Annotated in this window: 23 protein-coding genes; 12 read left to right on the forward strand and 11 right to left on the reverse strand. The window is 77.0% G+C overall.

Going from position 1 to position 22,597, the window contains the following annotated elements:
• Positions 1-5: 5 nt before the first annotated feature.
• A complete protein-coding gene (locus ACRYM2_RS10220; RefSeq protein ID WP_432521984.1) occupies positions 6-458 on the forward strand; it encodes a carboxymuconolactone decarboxylase family protein in 453 nt (150 codons plus the stop codon).
• Entirely contained in the window at positions 455-1,363 is a 909-nt protein-coding gene (locus tag ACRYM2_RS10225) for a phosphotriesterase family protein (protein WP_432521986.1), read from the forward strand. The genes ACRYM2_RS10220 and ACRYM2_RS10225 overlap by 4 nt, the downstream gene beginning before the upstream one ends.
• Positions 1,364-1,418: 55 nt before the next feature.
• Here the strand turns inward: ACRYM2_RS10225 and ACRYM2_RS10230 are convergent, their stop codons facing one another.
• The gene (locus ACRYM2_RS10230; protein ID WP_432521988.1) at positions 1,419-3,566 is read right to left on the reverse strand and encodes a RecQ family ATP-dependent DNA helicase; all 2,148 of its coding nucleotides are present in this window, start codon (positions 3,564-3,566) and stop codon (positions 1,419-1,421) included.
• 147 nt (positions 3,567-3,713) lie between these two features.
• Here ACRYM2_RS10230 and ACRYM2_RS10235 point away from each other — a divergent pair, with 147 nt between their 5' ends.
• The 3 genes from ACRYM2_RS10235 to cls are packed head-to-tail and all read left to right on the forward strand — an operon-like array spanning position 3,714 to position 6,875.
• Positions 3,714-4,739 carry a ketopantoate reductase family protein gene (locus ACRYM2_RS10235; protein ID WP_432521990.1) on the forward strand — a complete coding sequence of 342 codons (1,026 nt, stop codon included), beginning with the start codon at positions 3,714-3,716 and terminating at the stop codon, positions 4,737-4,739.
• A gap of 4 nt (positions 4,740-4,743) precedes the next feature.
• Positions 4,744-5,394: a VOC family protein gene (locus tag ACRYM2_RS10240; protein ID WP_432521993.1), complete on the forward strand. Its 651-nt coding sequence runs from the start codon at positions 4,744-4,746 to the stop codon at positions 5,392-5,394.
• A 5-nt stretch (positions 5,395-5,399) separates the two neighbouring features.
• On the forward strand, positions 5,400-6,875 hold the full coding sequence (cls, locus tag ACRYM2_RS10245) for a cardiolipin synthase (RefSeq protein WP_432521994.1): 1,476 nt from the start codon (positions 5,400-5,402) through the stop codon (positions 6,873-6,875).
• 33 nt (positions 6,876-6,908) lie between these two features.
• Here the strand turns inward: cls and ACRYM2_RS10250 are convergent, their stop codons facing one another.
• From ACRYM2_RS10250 to ACRYM2_RS10285, 8 genes are read right to left on the reverse strand one after another with little or no spacing between them, the layout of a single operon-like run.
• Positions 6,909-7,082 (reverse strand): hypothetical protein, encoded by a 174-nt coding sequence (locus tag ACRYM2_RS10250; RefSeq protein ID WP_432521996.1) that lies wholly within the window; start codon positions 7,080-7,082, stop codon positions 6,909-6,911.
• Positions 7,079-8,944 (reverse strand): cation:proton antiporter domain-containing protein, encoded by a 1,866-nt coding sequence (locus ACRYM2_RS10255; protein ID WP_432521998.1) that lies wholly within the window; start codon positions 8,942-8,944, stop codon positions 7,079-7,081. The genes ACRYM2_RS10250 and ACRYM2_RS10255 overlap by 4 nt, the downstream gene beginning before the upstream one ends.
• 40 nt (positions 8,945-8,984) lie before the next feature.
• Positions 8,985-9,500, reverse strand: coding sequence for a 2'-5' RNA ligase family protein (locus ACRYM2_RS10260; RefSeq protein ID WP_432522000.1), 516 nt, complete (start codon positions 9,498-9,500; stop codon positions 8,985-8,987).
• 10 nt (positions 9,501-9,510) lie between these two features.
• Positions 9,511-10,539, reverse strand: a complete 1,029-nt coding sequence (locus ACRYM2_RS10265) for a zinc-binding dehydrogenase (protein ID WP_432522002.1) — start codon at positions 10,537-10,539, stop codon at positions 9,511-9,513.
• 1 nt (position 10,540) lies between these two features.
• On the reverse strand, positions 10,541-12,016 hold the full coding sequence (gene purB, locus ACRYM2_RS10270) for an adenylosuccinate lyase (protein ID WP_432522004.1): 1,476 nt from the start codon (positions 12,014-12,016) through the stop codon (positions 10,541-10,543).
• A gap of 31 nt (positions 12,017-12,047) precedes the next feature.
• Positions 12,048-12,248: a hypervirulence associated TUDOR domain-containing protein gene (locus ACRYM2_RS10275; RefSeq protein WP_432522006.1), complete on the reverse strand. Its 201-nt coding sequence runs from the start codon at positions 12,246-12,248 to the stop codon at positions 12,048-12,050.
• Positions 12,249-12,285: 37 nt separating this feature from the next.
• Positions 12,286-12,879, reverse strand: coding sequence for a molybdenum cofactor biosysynthesis protein (locus ACRYM2_RS10280; protein WP_432522008.1), 594 nt, complete (start codon positions 12,877-12,879; stop codon positions 12,286-12,288).
• Positions 12,876-13,694, reverse strand: a complete 819-nt coding sequence (locus tag ACRYM2_RS10285; RefSeq protein WP_432522029.1) for a fructosamine kinase family protein — start codon at positions 13,692-13,694, stop codon at positions 12,876-12,878. The genes ACRYM2_RS10280 and ACRYM2_RS10285 overlap by 4 nt, the downstream gene beginning before the upstream one ends.
• 126 nt (positions 13,695-13,820) lie before the next feature.
• Between ACRYM2_RS10285 and ACRYM2_RS10290 the strand changes: the two genes are divergently transcribed.
• Positions 13,821-14,117, forward strand: coding sequence for a hypothetical protein (locus ACRYM2_RS10290; protein ID WP_432522010.1), 297 nt, complete (start codon positions 13,821-13,823; stop codon positions 14,115-14,117).
• A complete protein-coding gene (locus tag ACRYM2_RS10295; protein WP_432522012.1) occupies positions 14,114-15,709 on the forward strand; it encodes a hypothetical protein in 1,596 nt (531 codons plus the stop codon). The genes ACRYM2_RS10290 and ACRYM2_RS10295 overlap by 4 nt, the downstream gene beginning before the upstream one ends.
• Here ACRYM2_RS10295 and ACRYM2_RS10300 read toward each other — a convergent pair.
• Positions 15,685-16,224, reverse strand: coding sequence for an NAD(P)H-dependent oxidoreductase (locus tag ACRYM2_RS10300; RefSeq protein WP_432522031.1), 540 nt, complete (start codon positions 16,222-16,224; stop codon positions 15,685-15,687). The genes ACRYM2_RS10295 and ACRYM2_RS10300 overlap by 25 nt on opposite strands.
• A gap of 32 nt (positions 16,225-16,256) precedes the next feature.
• Positions 16,257-16,850 carry a flavin reductase family protein gene (locus tag ACRYM2_RS10305; protein ID WP_432522014.1) on the reverse strand — a complete coding sequence of 198 codons (594 nt, stop codon included), beginning with the start codon at positions 16,848-16,850 and terminating at the stop codon, positions 16,257-16,259.
• Positions 16,851-16,932: 82 nt separating this feature from the next.
• On the opposite strand from ACRYM2_RS10305, the gene hisC reads away from it, so the two are divergent.
• From hisC to ACRYM2_RS10330, 5 genes are all read left to right on the forward strand, one after another.
• Entirely contained in the window at positions 16,933-18,039 is a 1,107-nt protein-coding gene (gene hisC, locus ACRYM2_RS10310; protein ID WP_432522016.1) for a histidinol-phosphate transaminase, read from the forward strand.
• Positions 18,040-18,201: 162 nt separating this feature from the next.
• Positions 18,202-19,380, forward strand: a complete 1,179-nt coding sequence (gene pdhA / locus ACRYM2_RS10315; protein WP_432522017.1) for a pyruvate dehydrogenase (acetyl-transferring) E1 component subunit alpha — start codon at positions 18,202-18,204, stop codon at positions 19,378-19,380.
• Complete coding sequence (locus ACRYM2_RS10320; protein ID WP_432522019.1) at positions 19,380-20,363, forward strand: alpha-ketoacid dehydrogenase subunit beta; 984 nt, start codon at positions 19,380-19,382, stop codon at positions 20,361-20,363. Before pdhA ends, ACRYM2_RS10320 begins: the two co-directional genes overlap by 1 nt.
• Before the next feature lie 12 nt (positions 20,364-20,375).
• Positions 20,376-21,728: a dihydrolipoamide acetyltransferase family protein gene (locus tag ACRYM2_RS10325; protein WP_432522021.1), complete on the forward strand. Its 1,353-nt coding sequence runs from the start codon at positions 20,376-20,378 to the stop codon at positions 21,726-21,728.
• 66 nt (positions 21,729-21,794) lie between these two features.
• Positions 21,795-22,550: a ZIP family metal transporter gene (locus ACRYM2_RS10330; RefSeq protein WP_432522023.1), complete on the forward strand. Its 756-nt coding sequence runs from the start codon at positions 21,795-21,797 to the stop codon at positions 22,548-22,550.
• Positions 22,551-22,597 lie beyond the last annotated feature (47 nt).

Below are 22,597 nucleotides of genomic sequence, written 5' to 3' on the forward strand. Positions count from 1 at the left end.
ACCCCGTGACCGACCTCCTCGGCACCGAGCTGCAGCAGGCCGTCCTCGACCGCGCGGCGGGCCGGCAGCTGCTGACCCGGCTGCAGGACGAGCGCACCTACCGCGCGACCGTCCCCGCCCTCGACGACGTCGCACCCGGCTTCGCCGACTGGATCGTCACCTGCCTGTTCGGCGGCACCTACCAGCGCGGTGTCCTCGCGCTGCGCGAGCGGCAGGTCGCCACGCTGGCGGCGCTGGCAACCCTCGGCGCGGTCGACCCCCAGCTGGAGGGCCACGTGCGCACCGCGCTGCGCCTGGGCATGACCCGTCAGGAGGTCGCCGAGGTCCTCGTCCACCTCGCGCCCTACGTCGGGACCCCGCGCACCCTCGCGGCCCTGCGCAGCGCCCGCCGCGCCTTCGACGCCCTGGACGAGCAGCCGGACGAGCAGCCCGACGAGCAGCCGGACGAGCAGCGGTGAACCCCGCGCCGGCGCACCGCGTGCGCACCGTCCTCGGCGACGTCGACCCCGCCGCCCTCGGCCGCTGCGACGCCCACGACCACCTCTTCCTGGCCTCCCGGCTGCTGCCGGGCGAGGAGCTCGGCGACGAGGGGGCCGCCCGCGCCGAGCTCCTCGCCTGGGCGGGCGCCGGCGGCGGCTCGCTCGTGCAGTGGACGCCCCGCGGCCTGCGGCGCCGCGCCGACCGGCTGCCCGCGCTCTCGCGCGCCACGGGCGTCCACCTCGTCGCCGCCACCGGCCTGCACCAGCAGGTGCACCACGACCCGCGTCAGCTGCGCACCGACCTGCCGCACCTGGCGGACCGCTTCGTCGCCGACCTCACCACCGGCACCACCGGCGGCGGCGTGCGCGCCGGCCTCGTCAAGGTCGCCGCCGAGGGCCCGGCGCCCGACGCGGTGCTGCGCCACGTCCTGCGCGCGGCGGCGCAGGCCTGCGCGGCCACCGGCGCACCGGTGGCCGTGCACCTGGAGGCGGTGAGCGACCCGCGGCGCCTGCTCGACGAGCTCGGCGGGCACGGCGTCCCGCCCGGCCGGGTCCTGTTCGGGCACCCGGCGAGGCCGGCCGACCCGGCCGCCGTCCCCGCGGTCGTCGCGGCCGGCGCGTCGGTCGTGCTGGACGCCGCCCGCCCCGGGCGGCCGGGTGCGCGCACCTGGGCCCTGCTGCGCCGCCTCCTCGACGCCGGCCACGCCGACCGCCTCCTGGTCGGCGCCGACACGACGACCGCGAGCGCCCGGCGCGACGGCTCCGCCGCGCAGGCGCTCCAGCGCTTCCACGACCGGCTGGTCCGCGAGCACGGTGCCCGCACGGCCGAGGCCGTCCTCACCCGCAACCCGGCCCGGGCCCTCGCCGCCGCCTGGGCGCCCTGAGCCCGCCGCCCGGCCGCGCCCACCCCGCCCGGCGCGCGGGCCGGGCGTGCCCGCGTCAGTCCCCGTCGCCCAGCACGAACGGGTGCACCGCGTCCGCCCCCGCCCGCCGCAGCTGGCGCGCCGCGACGGCCAGCGTCCACCCGCTGCGGGTGCGGTCGTCGACCAGCAGCACCCGCCGGCCCGCCACGGGGGCGTCCTCGGGCAGCTCGAAGCGGCGGGCGACCTGGGCCAGGCGGTGCGCGGAGTTGACGTCGCTGCGGGTGGGGCCGTCCTCCAGGAGGCGGAAGGTCGCCAGCAGCGGCAGGTCGGTGTAGCGGGCCAGGCCCTCGGCGAGGTGGGCGACCAGCCGCGGGCGCGAGGCCGAGCACATCGCCACCACGCCGTCCAGGCCCAGCTCGCGCGCCCAGTCGTCGAGGACCGCCGCGGCCGCGTGCCGCAGCGGCACCGGCGTCTCGCCGTCGGTCGCGCCGGGGGCGAACAGCTCCCGGACGGCGTTGCCCCAGCCGAGGTCGGTGGTGCGGGCCACCGCGCGGCCGGTGCCGGGCTGCTCGGCGGGGGCGATGCGCCCGGAGACCGGGACCCCCAGCGCCTTCACCCCGGCCGGCCACACCTTCTTCGGCTCCAGCGGCACGCCGGGGCGGTCCAGGTCGGCCCCGGCGGCGCTGACGGCGGACTCGTCGACCTCGCGGGGCACCTCGAAGCCGCCGCAGCCGTCGCAGCGCCCGCACGGCGCGGCCTCGGGGTCGTCGAGGGCGCGGCGCAGGAACTCCAGCCGGCAGCCCGTCGTCGCGACGTAGTCGAGCATCGCCTGCTGCTCGACCTCGCGGGCCTGGGCGACGCGCGCGTAGCGCTCGCCGTCGTAGGCCCACTCCCGCCCGGTGGACAGCCACCCGCCGCGCATCCGGCGCACCGCGCCGTCGACGTCGAGGACCTTGAGCATCGTCTCCAGCCGGTTGCGCCGCAGCGCCACCCGCGCCTCCAGCGCCGGGGTCGACAGCGGCTCACCGGCCTCGGCGAGCGCGTCCAGCGCCCGGCGCACGTCCTGCTCCTCGGGGAAGCCCAGGGAGGCGAAGTAGCGCCAGATGTCGCGGTCCTCCGCACCCGGCAGCAGGACCACCTGCGCGTCGTCGATGCCGCGCCCGGCGCGCCCGACCTGCTGGTAGTAGGCGATGGGGGAGGAGGGTGCGCCCAGGTGCACGACGAACCCCAGGTCGGGCTTGTCGAAGCCCATCCCCAGCGCGCTCGTGGCGACCAGCACCTTGATCCGGTCGTTGACGAGGTCGTCCTCGGCCTGCAGGCGCTCGCCCGGGTCGGTCTGCCCCGTGTACGGCACCGCCTCGATGCCGTGCGCGCGCAGGTGCGCGGCGACGTCGGCGGCCGCCGAGACCGTCAGCACGTAGACGATCCCCGAGCCCGGCAGCCCCGGCAGGTGCTGCACCAGCCACGCCAGCCGGTGCGCGTGCGAGGGCAGGCGCACCACGCCCAGCCGCAGCGAGCTGCGGTCCAGCGACCCCCGCAGCACCAGGACGTCCTCCAGCGTGCGGGTGCCGGTCACCGACAGCTGCTCGGCGACGTCGGCGGTCACCCGCGCGTTCGCCGTCGCCGTCGTCGCCAGCACCGGGATGCCGTCGGGCAGGTCGGCCAGCAGCGTGCGGATGCGGCGGTAGTCCGGGCGGAAGTCGTGGCCCCAGTCGGAGACGCAGTGCGCCTCGTCCACCACCAGCAGCCCCGTCGTCGCCGCCAGCGGCGGCAGCACCTCGTCGCGGAAGCCCGGGTTGTTCAGCCGCTCCGGGGAGACCAGCAGCACGTCGACGGCACCCGCGCGGACCTCGTCGAAGACCTGCCCCCACTCCTCGGCGTTGGTGGAGTTCACCGTCACCGCGCGCACCCCCGCGCGCTCGGCCGCGGCGATCTGGTTGCGCATCAGCGCCAGCAGCGGGGAGACGATGACCGTCGGCCCGGCGCCGCGGGCGCGCAGCAGGGCGGTGGCCACGAAGTACACCGCCGACTTGCCCCAGCCGGTGCGCTGGACGACCAGCGCCCGCCGGCGGTGCGCCACCAGCGCCTCGATCGCCGTCCACTGGTCCTCGCGCAGCCGGGCGGCCGGGTCGCCCACGAGGCGGCGCAGGACCTCCTCGGCCTCCGCGCGCAGCGCGGCCGGGTCGAGGTCGGGGGCTGCGGGGGCGCTGCTGGGGGTGGGCACGGGGGAATGCTGCCACCGCCCCACGACACGGCCCCACGACACGGCCCCGCGGCACGGCCCCCGCACGGCACCCGCGCCACCCCGTCCAGCGGTACCCGGTACCGGCCCGGGGCGAGCGGGAGCGCGCAGCGGTGCTTGACTGCGGTGGTGCGCTACGTCGTCATCGGGGCAGGGGCCATCGGCGGGACGATCGGCGGCCGCCTGGCCCAGCACGGCCACGAGGTCGTCCTCGTCGCCCGCGGCGCGCACGCGGACCGCCTGCGCGCGCAGGGCCTGCAGCTGCTCACCCCCGCCGGGCCGGTGGAGGTGCACGCCCCCGTGGCCAGCTCCCCGGCCGAGGTGGAGCTGACCGCCGACGACGTCCTCGTCCTCGCGGTGAAGGTGCAGGACGCGGCCGGGCTGCTCGCCGACTGGGCCGCCGCACCCGTCGACGGGCCCGGCGGCCCCACCGCCGGGCGGGTGCTGCCGGTGGTGTGCGCGCAGAACGGCGTCGAGGGCGAGCGGCTCGCGCTGCGCTGGTTCCGCCGGGTCGTGGGCGCGTGCGTGTACCTGCCGGCCAGCCACCTCGAGCCCGGGGTCGTGGTCTCCGAGGGCGCCCCGGTCTCCGGCGGCCTGGTCCTGGGCCGCTACCCCGCCGGCCGCGACGAGGTCGTCGGGCGCATCGCCGCCGACCTGGCCGGCGCCGGCTTCGCCACCGCCGTCAGCGACGACGTCATGGCCGCCAAGCGCGGCAAGCTGCTGGACAACACCGGCAACGCCGTCGACGCGGTGTGCCGCCCCGGCGCGGGCTGCGAGGAGCTGCGCGAGGCCGCGCGCGCCGAGGGGGCCGCCGTGCTCGCCGCGGCCGGCACCCCGGCGCTGGACCGCGCGCTGGCGCTGCCGCGCCTGGCCGAGCTGGGCTTCCGCACCGCCGAGGTCGCCGGCAGCGGCCGGCCGGGCTCCTCCAGCTGGCAGAGCCTGCACCGCGGGGGGTCGGTGGAGACCGACTGGCTCAACGGCGAGGTCGTGCGCCTGGGGCGCGAGCAGGGCCTGGCCACCCCCGTCAACGAGGCGCTGCAGGCGCTGGCGGACCGCTCGGTGCGCGAGGGCCTCGGTCCCCGCGCCTTCGGCGCCGAGGACGTGCTGGCGCTCGCGGACCGGCTGACCGCTCCCACCACCGGCCTGGGAGGCTGACCCCATGCGTGTCGACCACGTCGGCTTCGCCGCCGGCCCCGAGGGTCTGCAGGAGACCGCCCGGAGCCTGGCGGCCCGCCTGGGGGTGCGCGTCGTCGACGGCGGCCCGCACCCGCGCTTCGGCACCCGCAACGTCGTGCTGCCGCTGTCGGACGGCTGCTACGTCGAGGTCGTCGAGGTGCTCGACCACCCCGTCGCCGACAAGGCGCTGTTCGGGCGCGCCGTGCGCGAGCGCAGCGAGGCCGGCGGCGGCTGGTTCGCGTGGGCGGTCGTCGTCGACGACCTCGCCGGTCACGCGGCGCGGCTGGGGGAGAAGGCCGAGGAGGGGGCGCGCCGCCGCCCCGACGGCGTCGAGCTGCGCTGGCGGCAGATCGGCGCACCCGCCCTGCGCACCGACCCGCAGCTGCCGCTGCTCATCGAGTGGGACGGCCCGGCCACCCAGCACCCCTCCGCGATCGCGCTGGCCGGCGGCACCCGGCTGGCCGGGCTCACCATCGCCGGCGACCGCGAGCACGTGCGCAGCTGGCTGGGGCTGCCCCCGGACTTCTCGGTGGACCGGCTGGAGTTCACCTGGCTCGAGGTCGTCGGCGACCGCCGCGGCACGGGGCTGCGGACGGTGACGTTCCAGACGCCCCGCGGGACCGTGGAGATCTGACGGACGTGGACTGGCTCCCCGACTGGGCGCCGTCGGTGACGGCGTCCGCGCTGGCGCTGCTCGTCGTCGACCTCGTCGTGCGCCTCACGGCGATCGCGGTGGTCCCCGTCAACCGGCGGCCCAGCTCGGCGCTGGCCTGGCTGCTGGCCATCTTCTTCATCCCCTACGTGGGCGTGCTGGCGTTCCTGCTCATCGGCAACCCCAAGCTGCCGCGCTCGCGGCGGCGCAAGCAGCGCGAGATCAACCAGCTCATCGTGGACACGACCAAGGGCATGGACCTGGTCTCCACCGACCACCCCTGGCCGCCGTGGCTGACCGGGGTCGTCGAGCTCAACCGCAACCTGGGCGCCATGCCGCTGGTCGGCGGGAACTCCGCGCAGCTCGTCGGCGAGTACGACGAGGCGATCCGGGCGATGGCGCGCTCCATCGACGCCGCGCGCGAGTACGTCCACGTCGAGTTCTACATCATGACCAAGGACGCCACGAGCGAGCCGTTCTTCACCGCCCTGCAGCGGGCCGTGCAGCGCGGGGTGAAGGTGCGGCTGCTGCTGGACCACATCGGCTCGCTGCGCTACCCCGGCTACCGGCGCACCATCCGCTTCCTGCGCGACGTCGGCGTCGAGTGGCACCCCATGCTGCCCGTGCAGCTGCACCGGCTGAAGTACCAGCGCCCGGACCTGCGCAACCACCGCAAGCTGCTCGTCGTCGACGGCGAGGTGGGCTGGGTCGGCTCGCAGAACGTCCTCGACCGCAGCTACAACAAGCGCGGCAACAAGCGCCGCGGGCTGCAGTGGCAGGATCTCATGGTGCGCCTGGAGGGGCCGATCGTCTCCGGTGTCGAGGCCCTGTTCATCACCGACTGGTACTCCGAGACCGACGAGCTGCTGACGGCCGAGCGCCCGGAGCTCACCCCCCTCGACCCGCCCGGCCGGCTGGAGTGCCAGATCGTGCCCAGCGGTCCCGGATTCGACGGGGAGAACAACCTCAAGCTGTTCAACGCGCTGCTGTACTCCGCGCAGCGGCGCATCTCCATCACCAGCCCCTACTTCGTGCCCGACGAGTCGATGCTGTCGGCCATCACGACGGCCGCCGAGCGGGGCGTCGACGTGGAGCTGTTCGTCTCCGAGCTGGGCGACCAGGCCCTGGTGCACTACGCCGAGTGCTCCTACTACGAGAACCTGCTGCGCGCCGGGGTGCGCATCCACCGCTACCCGGCGCCGTACGTGCTGCACGCCAAGCACATGACCGTCGACGAGGAGGTCGCCGTCATCGGCTCCTCCAACATGGACATGCGCTCCTTCCTGCTCGACCTGGAGCTGACGCTCATGGTGTGCGGCAAGGAGTTCTCCGACGACCTGCGCCGCGTCGAGGACGACTACCGCGCCAGGTGCACCGAGCTCACCCTCGAGCAGTGGCTGGCCCGCTCGCGCGGGGCGGTCATCAAGGAGAACCTCGCCCGGCTGACGTCGGCGCTGCAGTAGCGACCGCTCGGGGGCGACCGCTCGGGGCGACGCTCAGGGCAGCCACGTCGAGGGGTCGACGCGCCCCTCGTAGACGTCGTCGGCCAGCGCCCCCAGCAGCATCCCCAGCTGCTCGGCGTCCAGCGTCGAGGCCAGGCTGAACGTCCCGTCGGCGCGGACGCTCAGCCGCACCACCTCCTGGCCCGACCGCTCCTGCTCCCCGTTCACCCCAGCTCCTCGTCCACCCAGCACCAGCGCCAGGCCTCACCCGGTTCCGCGCTGACGAGCACCGGGTGCGCGCTCTCGCCGAAGTGGCGGCGCGCGTGCCGGCGCTCGGAGGAGTCGCAGCAGCCGGTGTACCCGCACTGCAGGCAGGTGCGCAGGTGCACCCACGTCGACCCCTCCCGCCGGCAGTCGGCGCACTCGTCGGCGACCGCGACGTCGGCCCGGGTGCCCGCGGTGCGCAGGTGCGCGCAGCCGTCGGTGGCGGCGATGGCCAGCGCGCGGTCGTCCGCCAGCGGGTCGAGGTCGTCGAGGCGGTCGATGAGCGTCTCCTCGAAGTCGACGTCGGCGAGCGCCTGGCGCAGCACGTCCGGTTCCGCGCTGCCGCGGTCGCGGGCCTGCACGACGACGGCGCGCTCGGCGGCCAGCATCTCCACCCGCAGCTGCGCGTACAGCGCCGAGGGCGTCATCCGGTCCGACAGCGGCCGCCCGAGCCGCTCCCAGGCCGCGTGCGAGCGGGCCCTGGCGCGGGCGCGCAGCATGGCGACCAGGTGCTCCGGCTCCTCGCCCGTGAGCAGCTCGTCGAGGCGGCGCAGCCCCGCGGCCGTCGCGGCGTCGCCCAGGGCGGCGGCCTGCAGGGCGTCCTCGGCGGGGTCGGGGGCGGGCAGGCCGACGCGGCGCACCAGCCACGGCAGGCTCAGCCCCTGCACCAGCAGGGTGCCCACGACGACCGTGAACGCGGCCAGCAGCAGCACCTCGCGCCCCGGCACGTCCTCGGGCACCAGCTGCGCGGCGGCCAGCGTGACGACACCGCGCATCCCGGCCCACGACACCAGCAGCGACACCCCGTCCGGCCACTGCAGGTGCCGCAGCCGCGGCACCGCCCGCAGCAGGTTCGCCACGGCGAAGACGAAGACGAACCGCGCGGCGATCGTGGCCACCAGCACGCCCAGGCAGACGACCAGGATCCGGCCGCCGTCGAACCCGCCGTCGGCGGCGTCGCCGAGCAGCTGCGGCAGCTGCAACCCGATGAGCACGAACACCGCGTTCTCCAGCAGGAACGCCACCGTGCGCCAGTTCACGGCCTCCGTCACCCGGGAGGCGGCCGTCTGCACGCGCGGGGACAGGTGCGCCGTGGCCAGCCCGGTGACGACGACGGCCAGCACCCCGGAGGCGTGCAGCTCCTCCGCCGGCAGGAACGCCAGGTAGGGGGCGGTGAACGACACGGCCGTGTCGAGCACGGGGTTGCGGATGCGGGTGCGGACCACCGCCAGCGCCGCGGCCACCGCGCCGCCCACGACGAGGGCCCCGACGACGGCCACCACGAACTCCCCGGCGATGTGCACCGGCGACAGCGCCGTCGTCAGCGCCGACGTCGCCACCGACAGCGCGATGAGGGCGGAGGCGTCGTTGAGCAGGCTCTCCTCCTCCAGCAGCGTCGCCACCCGCCGGGGCAGGCCGAGCCGCCGGCCGATCGCGGTCGCGGCGACCGCGTCCGGCGGGGCGACGACCGCCCCGAGCGCCATGCACGCCGCCAGCGCGACCCCCGGCAGCAGCAGCGAGGTCGTCCAGCCCACGACGAGCGTGGTGAACACCACCAGCACCACCGACAGCAGCACCGTGGCCAGCTTGTTGCGGGTGAAGTCCACCAGCGAGGTGCGCGCCGTCGTCGCGTACAGCAGCGGCGGCAGCAGGCCGAACAGGACGAGGTCGGGTTCCAGCCCCACCTCCGGCACCCCGGGGACCAGGGAGGCGACGGCCCCCACGACGACGAGGACCAGGGGGGTGGGCCAGCCGAACCGGTCGCACGCGGCAGCGACCGCGCACACCCCGGTGGTCAGCGCCACGAGAGCGATCGCGACCTCCACGCGCGGAGCATAAGCGGGCCCGGGCCGGGAGCGGACGGCTTCAGCGCAGCGGCACCAGCCCCAGGTCGCCGCTGCCGCCGACCTCCAGCACCGCCAGCGCCTCCACCCGCCCGCTCAGCGGCAGCGCGGCCCGGACCACCTCGACGGCGGCCGCCACCGACCCCGGGCGCAGCCGGCGGGCCAGCGTGCAGTGCGGGCGCCAGCGGCCGGGCGCCGCGTTCGGGAACGCGTTGACCAGCCCGGCGCCGGCCAGCGCCGCCAGCACGTCCGCGTGCCAGGCGAGCAGCGGTGGCGCGCTCGTGCCCGCCCACAGCACGGCGCCGCGGCGGAAGGTGCCGGCCTCGTCCAGCTGCAGCGCGGTCCCCGCCAGGTCCGCCGCGGCGGCGCGCACGGCGGCCAGGACCTGCTCGGGCGGCAGGTCGCTGCCCGCCAGCGTCAGGTGCGGGCGGTGCCGCGGCGGCGGGACCCGCACCCCGGCGCCGCGCAGCCGACCGGCCACCTCCGCGAGCGAGGCGTCCAGGTCCGCGCCGAAGGCCGCGCACACGACGCGGGTCACGGCCCGCTCCTCAGGGCACCAGGACGGTGATGCCGGCGGTGCCCGCGGCCGCGACCTCCGCGAGCGCCCGCGGGCCCGCCTCCAGCGGCAGCTCGCGGGTGACGAGCTCGGCCAGCGGGAAGCGCCCGGCGCCCACGAGGTCCAGCAGCCGCGGGTAGTCGTGCGCGGCCATGCCGTGGCTGCCGAGCAGCTGCAGCTCCCCGGCGATGACGAGGTCCATCGGCACCAGCGGCCGGCCGGCCGCGGCGGGCAGCAGGCCGACCTGCACGTGGCGCCCGCGCCGGCGCAGGCAGCGCACGGAGGCCTCGCAGGTCGCGGGCAGGCCGACGGCGTCGATCGAGACGTGCGCCCCGCCGCCGGTCAGCTCGCGCACGGCGCCCACCGCGTCCTCGGGCCCGACCGCCTGCCGGGCGCCGAAGCGCACGGCGAGCTCGCGGGCGGCCGGGGAGGGGTCGACGGCGACGACGCGCGCCCCGGCGGCCGCGGCGACGGCGACGGCGGACAGCCCGACCCCGCCGGCGCCGTGGACGGCGACGTGCTCACCGGGTCGCACCCGGGCGACGTCGGTGACGGCGCGGAACGCGGTGGCCACCCGGCAGCCGAGCGCGGCGGCGCTGGACGCGGTGAACCCCTCGGGCAGCCGCACGAGGTTGACGTCGGCGTGGTCGAGGGCGACGAGCTCGGCGAAGGAGCCCCAGCCGGTGAACCCCGGCTGGGTCTGCGCGCGGCACACCTGCTGCGCACCGGCCGCGCACTCCGGGCAGGTGCCGCAGGCGGTGACGAACGGCGTCGTCACGCGGTCACCGGCCCGCCAGCCCCGCACGTCGGCGCCGACCGCGACGACGGTGCCGGCCAGCTCGTGCCCGGGCACGTGCGGCAGCCGCACGTCCTCGTCGTGGCCCTGCCAGGCGTGCCAGTCGCTGCGGCACACCCCGCTCGCCTCGACGGCGACGACGACCCCGTGCGGTGCGGGCGCGGGGTCGGCGACCTGCGCCAGCCGCGGGGGTTCGCCGAACCCCTCGACGAGGACGGCGCGCACGTCAGCTCCCGGCGGGCGGGGCCCCGCCCGGGACCTCGCCCGGGACCTCGCCCGGGGCGCCGAGCACGTCGACGAGGGCGGCGGCGTCACCGGTGTAGTCGCCGGGGGTGAGCAGCGACAGGCGTGCGGCCTCGCCGTCGGGCAGGCCCAGGCCGGCGACGAACTCGCGCAGCCCCGCCTGGTCGACCCGGCGCCCGCGGGTGAGCTCCTTGAGCCGCTCGTAGGGCTCGGGCAGCCCGTGCACGCGCATCACCGACTGCACGGCCTCGCCGAGGACCTCCCAGTTGGCGTCGAGGTCGGCGGCCAGCGCCGCCGGGACGGCGTCGAGCCCGGCGAGCCCGCGGCGGGCGTTCTCGATCGCCAGCAGCGAGTGGCCGAAGGCGACCCCGATGTTGCGCTGCATGGAGGAGTCGGTGAGGTCGCGCTGCAGCCGCGAGGTCGTCAGCGTCTCCTCCAGCACGCGAAACAACCCGCCGGAGACCTCCAGGTTCGCCTCGGCGTTCTCGAAGCGGATCGGGTTCACCTTGTGCGGCATCGTCGAGGAGCCGACGGTGCCCTGGCCGCGGACCTGGGCGAAGTAGCCCATCGAGATGTACGTCCACACGTCGGTGCAGAGGTTGTGCAGCACGCGGCCGAAGCGGGCGACGTCGGCGTACAGCTCCGCCTGCCAGTCGTGCGGCTCGATCTGGGTGGTCAGCGGGTTCCAGGTCAGCCCCAGCGAGGTGACGAACTCCCGCGAGACCGCCGGCCAGTCGGTGGCCGGCACGGCCGTGCGGTGCGCGGCGTAGGTGCCGGTGGCGCCGTTGAACTTGCCGAGGAACTCCGCGCGCCCCACCCGCGCCAGCTGCCGGCGCAGCCGGTGCGCGAGGACGGCGAGCTCCTTGCCCAGCGTGGTGGGCGTGGCGGGCTGGCCGTGGGTGCGCGCCAGCATCGGCAGCGCGCGCAGCTCCTGCGCCATCCGCACGACGTCGTCGGTGAGGGCGGTCGCGGCCGGCAGCCACACCCGCTGCACGGCGTCGCGGACCATGAGCGCGTAGGAGAGGTTGTTGATGTCCTCGCTGGTGCAGAACAGGTGGGTCAGCTCGGCGACGTCGGCCAGCGACGTCCCCTCCAGCCGGCGCTTGATCCAGTACTCCACGGCCTTGACGTCGTGGATGGTGACGCGCTCGATCTCGGCCAGCTCGGCCACGGCCGCGGCGTCGAAGCGCAGCGGCAGCTCGCGCAGGAACGCGACCTCCGCGTCGGTGAGGCGGCGCACGCCGGGCACCACGTCGCGGGTGCCCAGGTGCACCAGCCACTCGACCTCGACGTGCACGCGGCGGCGGTTCAGCGCCGCCTCGGACAGGTGCTCGGCCAGCGGTGCGACGGAGCGGCGGTAGCGGCCGTCGAGGGGGCCGAGCGCGGGCTCGCCCAGGCTGGCGGGCGCGAGGTCGACGGGGGCAGCGGTCTGGACGGCCGGGTCGGTCACGTGCCTCATGCTCCCACGGGGCCGACCCGGCCCGGACGCCTCAGGCCTCCTCGACCGAGGACTCCTTGTGCGCGGCCTCCTTGCCGGACTTGTCGCTCTCGACGATCACCTGCGGGTCGTCCTCCGACGCCTTGCGGTGCTGGCCGTACAGCTCGAAGTCCTCGGTCTTCTTCTCCGTGACCTTCCCCTCGGTCTCGCCCTGGGAGGTGTTCCAGCTGACGTGGTCGCCCTTCTTCACCATGGCTCCCACGCTGCCCCGGCCCGCCGTGCCGCGCACCTCAGGGCAGCGGCGTGCGGCGCAGCACGGCCTCGCCGGCGCGGGCGGGGTCCAGGGGGACCGGCGAGCGCAGCACCCCCGGCCCCCGGGCGACCCTGCCGTCGGTCAGCGGGGTGCAGCGCAGCCCGCCGCGCCCGCGCATGGCCCGGTGCGCGCCCTGCGCGACGACGCGGTCCATCCACGCGCACGGGTTCGCCGGGCGCCCGCCGTGGAAGAGCACCGCACCGGCGGCGGTGACCAGCTCGAAGTCGACGCCGCGCAGCGGGTCCAGCTCGACGCCGCGCACGACGAGGTTGCGCCGCGCCAGCAGCGGGTCGGGCGGCTGCGGCAGGGCGAGGTCGGCCGCGACGCCCTCCCACGCCTCGATCGCCAGGAACGTCACCGCCGCGTCCATGTGGGCGGCCTTGCCGAAGAACCGGTCCCCGCGGATGCCCTTGCCGGCGACCACCTCGACCTCGTCGCGGTCCTCGGTGGGCACGTCGGCGGCGCCGTCGCGGGGCCGGCCGAAGTAGGCGTGCCCGGGCGAGACGAGCAGGTGCAGCACCTGCACCGCGTAGGCGTGCGGGCGCTCCGCCCCGCCCGCGTCCGCGCTCACAGCGCCAGCGCCCGCTCGGCCGCGCGCACGGCCTGCTCGCCGTAGCCGCCGCCGAAGAGGACGGCGTGCACGAGCAGCGGGTGCAGCTGGTGCAGCGGCACCCGCTGCCGCCACCCGTCCGCGGTGCCGGCCGCCTCCGCGTACGCGGCCAGCGCGCGCTCCAGGTGCGGCAGGCCGAACAGCGCCAGCATCGCCAGGTCGGTCTCCGGGTGCCCGCCGTGCGCGGCGGGGTCGACGAGCACCGCCCCGTGCGCCGACCACAGCACGTTGCCCGACCACAGGTCCCCGTGCAGCCGGGCGGGCCGCTGCCCGCCGGCGACCAGGGCGGGGTCGCCGGCCAGCAGGCGCTCGCACACCCGCTCCACGAGCGCCGCGCCCGCCGCGTCGACGGTCCCGGCCTCCCGCGCGCGCCGCAGGTAGGGCCGCAGCCGGTGCTCGGCGTAGAAGACGCCCCACGGCAGCGGCTCGCGCGGGGCGGGCAGCGGCAGCGCGGCGATCCAGGTGTCGCCCTCCACCCCCGGCGGCGGGGCGCCGAAGCGCTCCGCGCCCGCGGCGTGGGTGGTGGCCAGGTCGCGGCCGAAGGCCTCGGCGTGCGCCGCGGAGGGGCGCACCTGCTCGACGCGGTCGAGCACCAGGGCGTCGGGCTGCACCTCGCGCACCCGGCAGACGGCGACCCCGCCGGCCTGCGCCAGCCACGCCAGCCCGGCGGCCTCGGCGCGCAGGGCGGCGGGCGGGGCGGCGCCGCGCGGCTTGCGGAAGGCGCCGGGGTCGCCGGGGGCGGTGGAGGGGGGCGGGTGGGGCGGCACGCGGACCATCGTCGCCGCGGTGCGCACACCCGGCGCACCGGGCCGCGCCCTCCACACCCGCCACCGGTGCCCGGCCGCGGCGGCCGCGTGCGCGCCTACGGTCCGCGAGCAGGTTCAGCGGACGGAGGGACGGGCGTGGTGGACGTGACGGGAGCGGGTCCCGCGGCGGCGGACCTCGCGCGGGCGCAGGTGGACGCCCTGGCGCGCAGGGTGGCCCGGGCGGCGGAGGACGTGCGCGCGGTGCGGCGGGGGATCGCGGGCGCCGGTGCGGTCGACTGGCAGGGACCGAGCGCGGTGCGCTTCCGCGGCGGGCTGGCGGCGGTGGAGCGGTCGGTCGCCGCGCTCGCCGACGGCTGCGAGGAGGCCGCGGCCCGGCTGCGGGCGCACGCGCACGCCCTGGAGGCGCTCCCGCCCGCCCCGGTGCCCGCGTGAGCGGGCAGCTGACCGTCCTCACCGGGCCGGTCGCCGCCGACCCGGACGCCCTCGACGCGGCCGCCGCGCAGCTGACCGGGGCCGCCGCGCGGCTGGCGGCGGTGGCCGCCGAGGTCGCCGCCGCCGGCGCGGACCCGGTGCTGCTGCTCAGCGCCCCGCTCGCCCCGGCCACCTCGGCGCCGGCGCTCGCGGGGCTGGCCGAGGTGCTGCTGGGCGCCGGCGGACCGGCCGCCACGGCCGCGCAGCTGCTCGCCCTCGCCGCCCGGGTGGAGGTGGCGGCGCTGCGCTACCGCGTCGGCGACGAGGTCGCGAACGCGGTGGTGCAGCTCGCCCGCCGCGCCGTCGCCCAGGCCGTCGTGGAGGCCGCTCCGCAGCTGGCCCTCGCCGCGGGCGCCGTCCTGGCCGCCGACGGCGCCTACCGCCTGCAGGAGGCGACGGTGCGGGTGCTGGCGCGCGCCGCGGAGATGTCCACGCAGCCCGGCGGCGTGGACCTGCACGCGCTGGAGGCCGCCGCGCACGCGGAGCTCTCCCGGGTCGACGACCGCGTCGCCGGGGACCTCGCCGGCGCGGGGCGCTTCCTGGCGGCCCACCCCGGGCTCGTGCAGGAGGTCGTGGCCACCACCCCGCACCTGCTGGACGCCGCCGCGGTGCGCCACCCCGAGCTGGCGGCGGGGCTGGGGGTGCTGGCCCCCGGTGCGCTGCGCGCGGCCGCCCCGGGCGGCTCCGGGGTCGCCGGGGTCGCGACGGCGCTCACCGCGCTGGGCGCGGTGGGGCCGCTGCTGCGGGAGACCGCCGTCGAGGTGCGCCCGGTGCAGCGGCCGCGGGCGCTGCCCCGCCGCCCGCCGGCCGGGATCGCCGAGGTCCTGGACGGGGTGGCGCACCAGTCCACCGGCTACGAGGCCGGCGACGGTTCGGTGGGGGACCGGCTGGCCCCCGCCGGCACGCCCGAGCCGGGCGGGGTGCGGCTGGAGCGGGTGACGCAGGCCGACGGCGCGGTCGCCTGGGTCGTCGAGGTCCCCGGCACGCAGTCCTGGACGCCGCTGCCCGCACCGGGCGGCACGCCCATGGACCTGACGACCAACCTGCGCGCGGTCGCCGGGCAGCCCACGGCCACGGCCGCCGCCGTCGTGGCGGCGATGCGGCAGGCCGGTGTGGCGGCGGGCGAGCCCGTCCTGCTCGCCGGGCACAGCCAGGGCGGGCTGACCGTCGCGGCGCTGGCGGCCGACCCGGCGGTCACGGCGGAGTTCACCGTCACCCACGTCGTCACGGCCGGCGCGCCGGTGGACGGCATCGCGGTGGGGGAGGGGGTGCGGGTGCTGAGCCTGGAGCACACCGGTGACGTGGTGCCCGCCCTCGACGGCCGGCAGGCGCAGGGCTCGGCCTCGCGCACCCTCGTGCTGCGCGACGCCGGCGGCGACCCGGGCGACCCGCTGGCCGACCACGGCTGGAGCGCCTACCTGCGCACGGCGCAGCTCGCCGACGCCGCCGACGACCCGGCGCTGGTGGCCTTCCGCGACTCCGGGCGCGCCTTCTTCGACGCGCCCGGGGCCGTGGTGGAGGCGTTCGACTACCGGGCGGTGCGGGTCTCGTGACCGGCGGCCGCGGTGGCGCGCAGGACGGGGCCCCAGCGCTGCGCGTAGGCGGCCAGGGCCGGCGTCGCCCCGCCCCCGGCCTCCACCTGCCGGTCGAGCAGGTACAGCCCCGGCGCCGGGCAGGCGGCGCCCAGCTCGGCCAGCACGGGCTTCAGCAGCAGCTCCGGCGCCAGCGCGTGGGCCGGCCCGGCGCCCAGCATCAGCGGCACCGCGACCACCCCGCGCATCCCCTCCCCGCCGGCGAACTGGTCCAGGAAGAGCTTCAGCAGCCCGGTGTAGGTGGCCTTGAAGGTGGGGCTGGCCACGACGAGCAGGTCGGCGGAGGCCACGTCGGCCACGGCCCGCTGCACGCCCGCGTCGCCCCAGCCGAGCAGCCCGGGGCCCAGCGCCACCACGTCCAGCACGAGGTCGGGTTCCCGGTCCGGGCTCCCGGACAGCAGGCGCGCCGCGGTGGTGGCGGCGGCCAGGGTGCGCGAGGCCGGCTTGGGGTTGCCGACCACGACGGCGGTGCGCAGCGGCTGCGCGGGCGGCTGCGTCGGTGCGGTCATCAGCCCTGCGCCTGCGCGGCGGGCCGGGGGGTGAGGGTGCGGAAGCCGGAGGAGTGCCAGACCAGCGGCTCGGTGTCGGGGGCGCCGCCCATGGCGTGCACCTGCAGCAGCACGACGTCGTGGTCGCCGGCGGGGACCTGCGAGTGGATGGAGCACTCCAGCCAGACGGGGGCGCCGTGCACGAAGTGCGCGCCGGAGGCCGTGGTCGTCGTCTCGATGCCCGCGAAGCGGTCGGCGGCCTTGGAGGCCAGCTGGCGGGCGGCCGCGTCGTGGGCCTCGCCGAGCACCGAGACCCCGAGCAGGGCGCCCTCGCGCTCCAGGGCGGCCCGCAGCCTCGGCCAGCTGGTGGAGGTGTGCTGCACGGCGAACAGCACCAGCGGCGGGTCCAGGGAGATGCCGACCTGGAAGGAGGAGGCGACGAGCACGACGGGCTCGCGGCGGACCTGCCCGTCCGGGCCCCGCTCGCCGTCGACGACGGCCGAGATCGCCGCGACGCCGGAGGGGAAGAGCGCGAAGGTGCTCCGCAGCGCCAGCGGGTCGTCCGCGAAGGCGACGAGGTCGAGCGGGGCCGTTGCGGCGGGGACGTCGGACACGGGCGGTACCTCCGGGCGGGGCGGACGGGACGGGACCAGAGTCAACCGCATCGCCCCGGTCGGCGTCCGTACCCTGGCGGGCATGACGACGGCCTCCGAGCTCCCCCTCCCGCCGCGGCTGCGGGCCAACCTGGCCCGGGTGCCCGCCTACGTGGCGGGCAGGCCCGCCGTGGCGCGCGAGGGGCTGGAGGTCTTCAAGCTGTCCTCCAACGAGAACCCGCACCCGCCGCTGCCGAGCGTGCTGACGGCGATCGCGCGGGCCGCGGCCTCCGTCAACAGGTACCCGGACCCCGCCGCCACGGCGATGCTGGCGGCGGTCGCCGGGCGCTGGGGCGTGCAGGTCGACCAGCTCGCCGCGGCGACGGGCAGCGTGCGGCTGCTGGCGCAGCTGTCGGAGATCACCTGCGCGCCCGGCGACGAGGTCGTCTACGCCTGGCGCTCCTTCGAGGCCTACCCGATCACGGCCGCGATCAGCGACGCCGTGCCCGTCGAGGTGCCGCTGACCGACGAGGCGCGCCACGACCTGCCGGCGATGGCCGCCGCCGTCGGCGAGCGCACCCGCCTGGTGGTGCTGTGCTCGCCGAACAACCCCACGGGCCCGGCGATCCGGCGCGCGGAGCTGGAGGACTTCCTGGCCCGGGTGCCCGCCCACGTGCTCGTCGTCCTCGACGAGGCGTACCACGAGTTCGTCGACGACCCCGAGGTGCCCGACGGGATCGACGTCGCGCGCGCCCACCCCAACGTCGTGGTGTTGCGCACCTTCTCCAAGGCCTACGGCCTGGCGGGCCTGCGGGTCGGGGTCGCGGTGGCCCACCCCGAGGTCGCCTCGGCCCTGCGCCGGGCGGCGACCCCGTTCGGGGTGAGCGCCATCGCCCAGGCGGCGGTCGTGGCCTCGCTGCAGAGCGCCGCCGAGGCCGAGCTCATGGAGCGCGTCGCGGCGCTCGTGGCCGAGCGCCACCGCGTCGTGGACGGCCTGCGCGAGCAGGGCTGGCGGGTGCCGGACGCCCAGGGCAACTTCGTGTGGCTGCCCACGGGGGAGCGCACCCCGCAGCTCGCCGACGCCTTCGCGGCCGAGGGCCTGGTCGTGCGCGCCTTCGACCCCCACGGGCTGCGCGTGACCGTCGCCGAGACGGCCGGCAACAGCCGCTTCCTCGAGGTCGCGGCCTCCCTGGCGCCCGTGCGCGGCTGAGCCCGGCGCGGCTGAGCCCGGCGCGCCCGTGCACCGGGACGGGTGGTCGGCGCGGTGCGCCCATTGGCACCTACGCCTGCGTAACGTACGCTCCCGTAACGTACGGGACCGTAGGTTGGCGCCGTCCCGCGCAGATCACCCGTCCCCGGTGGAGGAACGCACGTGACCGACGCAGCGGCCGGCCCGCTCCCGGCCCCGCAGGACCCGACGACGCAGGACCCCGCGGCCGCGCAGCCGATGGTCCAGCTGCTGGACCGCCACGGCGTCCGGCGCACCCACCCCGAGCACGAGGTCCACCTGGAGCCCGAGGAGCTGCTCGCGCTGCTGCGCGACATGGTCCTGCTGCGCCGCCTGGACACCGAGAGCGAGGCGCTGCAGCGCCAGGGGCAGCTGGGGCTGTGGCCCGGCAGCCGTGGCCAGGAGGCCGCGCAGGTCGGCGCCGGGCAGGCCACCCGCCGCCAGGACCAGGTCTTCCCCAGCTACCGCGACCACGGCGCCGTGCTGGCGCGCGGCATCGACCCGCTGCACGTCCTCAGCGTCTTCCGCGGCGTCGACCACGGCGGCTGGGACCCGGCCACCACCGGGGTGCACCCCTACACCCTCGTCATCGCCGCGCAGATGCTGCCCGCGGTCGGCTACGCCATGGGCGTGCAGCGCGACGGGGCCGTGGGCACCGGGGACGCCGCCCGCGACACCGCCGTCATCACCTACTTCGGCGACGGCGCCACCAGCCAGGGCGAGGCGGCCGAGGCGCTGAACTGGGCCTCGGTCTACCAGGCGCCGGTCGTCTTCTTCTGCCAGAACAACCAGTGGGCCATCTCCGAACCCGTCGCGCGGCAGTCGCCGGTGCCGCTGCACCAGCGCGCCGCCGGATCCGGGATGCCGGCCGTCCTCGTCGACGGCAACGACGTCCTGGCCGTCCTCGCCGTCACCCGCGCGGCCATGGACCGGGCCCGCTCCGGCGGCGGCCCGACGTTCATCGAGGCGTTCACCTACCGCATGGGCGCGCACACCACCTCCGACGACCCGACCCGCTACCGGGCCGCGGCCGAGGTGGACGCCTGGCGCGAGAAGGACCCGATCGACCGCTTCCGCGCCTACCTGCGCGCCGAGGGCGTGCTCGACGACGAGCACGAGGCGGCGCTGGCCGCGGAGTCCGACGCCTTCGCCGAGCGGCTGCGCGCGGGTGTGCGCGAGATCCCCGACCCGGACCCGGTGTCGATGTTCGAGCACGCCTACGCCGAACCCCACCCGCAGGTCCTCGCCGAGCGCGACGAGTTCCTGGCGGCCTGGGAGCAGCACGACGAGGAAGCACGCGAGCTGGCGGGAGGAGCGTCCTGATGGAGCGCATGGCGATCGGCAAGGCCATCAACGCGGGGCTGCGCGCGGCCATGGAGCGCGACCCCCGCGTCCTGCTCATGGGCGAGGACATCGGCGCGCTCGGCGGCGTGTTCCGCGTCACCGACGGCCTGCAGAAGGACTTCGGCGAGGACCGCGTGCTGGACACGCCGCTGGCCGAGGCCGGCATCGTCGGCACCGCGATCGGCATGGCGCTGCGCGGGTACCGCCCGGTGTGCGAGATCCAGTTCAACGGCTTCGTCTTCCCGGCCTTCAACCAGATCACCACGCAGCTGGCCAAGCTGCGCGCGCGCTCGCGCGGGCGGCTGTCGGTGCCCGTCGTCCTGCGCATCCCCAGCGGCGGCGGCATCGGCTCGGTGGAGCACCACTCCGAGAGCCCGGAGGCGCTGTTCGCGCACACCCCCGGCCTGCGCGTGGTGACCCCCAGCTCCGCGCACGACGCCTACTGGATGGTGCAGCAGTCGATCGCCTCCGCCGACCCGGTGCTCTTCCTCGAACCCGAGCGCCGCTACTGGGAGAAGGGCGACGTCGACGTCGACCTGGCGCCGGGGCAGGTGGCGCCGCTGCACCGCGCCCGCGTCCTGCGCGAGGGCACCGACGCGACCCTCGTCGCCTACGGGCCCACCGTCCGCCTGGCCCTCGACGCGGCCGAGGCGGCCGCCGCGGACGGCACCCGGCTGGAGGTCGTCGACCTGCGCTCGATCTCCCCGCTGGACGTCGAAACCGTCGCGGAGTCGGTGCGCCGCACCGGCCGCCTCGTCGTCGTGCAGGAGGCGCCGGTGTTCTTCGGCGCCGGGGCGGAGATCGCCGCCCGCATCCAGGAGAGCTGCTTCTACTCCCTCGAGGCGCCCGTCAAGCGGGTCGGCGGGTACCACCTGCCCTACCCCGCCGCGCGCGTCGAGGAGCACTACCTGCCCACGGTCGACCGGGTCCTGGACGCGGTCGAGCAGGCTCTGGCCGCCTGAGAGAGGAACTCGTTGAACCAGCGGTTCGCCCTGCCCGACGTCGGCGAGGGACTCACCGAAGCCGAGATCGTCTCGTGGAAGGTCACGGCCGGCGACACCGTCGCGGTCAACGACGTCCTCGTCGAGATCGAGACGGCGAAGTCGCTCGTCGAGCTGCCCAGCCCGTACGCCGGGACCGTCGTGCGGCTGCTCGCCGCCGAGGGCGAGACGGTCGACGTGGGAGCCGACATCGTCGTCATCGGCGACGGTGCGGCGGAACCCGCGGAACCCGCGGAACCCGGGGAACCCGCGGCCCCCGTGGAACCCGCCCCCGCCGAGGCCACCCCCTCCGCCGCGGCGGACTCCTCGGGCGCCACCCTCGTCGGGTACGGCACCCGCGAGGCGGCGCCCCCGCGCCGCCGCCGCGGCGCCCCGGCCGCGCAGCAGCCCGCTCCGCAGCAATCCGCTCCGGCGCGACCCGCTACGCCGCAACAGGTCCCGCAGCCGCCCGCTCGCGGCGGGCACGTCCTCGCCAAGCCCCCGGTCCGCAAGCTCGCCCGCGACCTCGGCGTCGACCTGGCCACCGCGCAGCCCACCGGCCCGGGCGGCACGGTCACGCGCGCCGACGTCCTGGCCCTCGTGCCGTCCGCACCGGCCGAACCGGCCCGCCGCGTCGAGAAGCACGACCGCGAGCGGCACGTGCCGATCCGCGGGGTCCGCAAGGCCACCGCCGCGGCGATGGTGGAGAGCGCCTTCTCCGCCCCGCACGTCACCGTGTTCACGACGGTCGACGCGACCCGCACCATGAAGCTCGTGCAGCGGCTCAAGGCCGATCCGGAGTACGCCGACGTCCGCGTCTCGCCGCTGCTGCTCGTCGCGAAGGCGCTGCTGGTCGCGGTGCGCCGCAACCCCGACATCAACGCGACCTGGGACGAGGCGAACCAGGTCATCGTGGTGAAGAACTACGTGAACCTGGGCATCGCGGTCGCGACGCCGCGCGGGCTGCTCGTCCCGAACGTCAAGGACGCCGACGAGCTGTCGCTGAAGGACCTCGCCGTCCGCCTCGGCGAGCTGGCCGCCACCGCGCGCGCCGGCAAGGCGCAGCCGCGCGACCTGGCCGAGGGCACCATCACGATCACCAACGTCGGCACGTTCGGCATCGACGCGGGGACGCCGATCCTCAACCCCGGCGAGGCCGCGATCCTGGCCGTCGGCAAGATCTCCCAGCGCCCGTGGGTGCACAAGGGGAAGGTGCGGCCGCGCTACCTGGCGACGCTGAGCCTGTCCTTCGACCACCGGATGCTGGACGGGGAGAGCGGCTCGCGCGCCCTGGCCGACATCGCCGCGGTCCTGGAGGACCCGGCGCGCGCGCTCACCTGGTCCTGAGTTTCCCCCGCACCCCGCGGGGTAGGGGCCTCCCGGTGCTGTCGTCGACGGGTCGGGAGGTCCAGGGTGCCGGGATGGCTGGAAGCCGGGGCGTGGGGGTTGCTGGGCGGGGCCGCGCTGGTCGTGGGAGCCGCGATCGCCTGGTTCGTGCACGTCCCGTCGAAGGTCGTCGCCGCGGTGATGGCGTTCGGCGCCGGTGTGCTCATCTCCGCGCTGGCCTTCGACCTCGCCGAGGAGGCCGCCGACACCGGCGGGCTCGTGCCGACGACGGTCGCGTTCCTGGTCGGCGCCCTGCTGTACCTGGCGGCGAACATCGCCCTCGCCAGGCGCGGTGCCCGGCACCGCAAGCGGTCCGGGGGCCAGCAGCCCTCGGAGGCCGAGCAGGGCGGCAGCGGTGCCGCGATCGCGGTCGGCGCCCTGCTCGACGGGATCCCGGAGTCGGTGGTGCTCGGGATCGGGCTGCTCGGCGGTGGCGGGGTGAGCGTCGCGGTCGTCGCGGCCGTGGTCATCTCCAACGTTCCGGAGGGGTTGTCCAGCGTCGCCGGGATGAAGCAGGCGGGGCGCAGCGCGCGCTACGTGTTCGGCGTCTGGTCCGCCATCGCGCTGGTGAGCGCGGCCGCCGCCGCGGTCGGCCACCTCGCGCTCGGCGGCGCCTCGCCGGAGGTCGTCGCGGCCATCACCGCGCTGGCGGCCGGGGCGATCCTCACGATGATCGCCGACACGATGATCCCGGAGGCGTTCGAGCGCACCCAGGTCTACACCGGTCTCATCACCACGCTGGGCTTCCTCGTCGCGTTCACCGTCAGCCGCCTCGGCGGCTGAGCCCTGCGGCGGGGTCCCCGCTGTGCAGTCCCCCGGCCGGGGGACTG

The sequence above is a fragment of the Kineococcus aridisoli genome (assembly GCF_050871885.1).
Lineage (GTDB): Bacteria > Actinomycetota > Actinomycetes > Actinomycetales > Kineococcaceae > Kineococcus.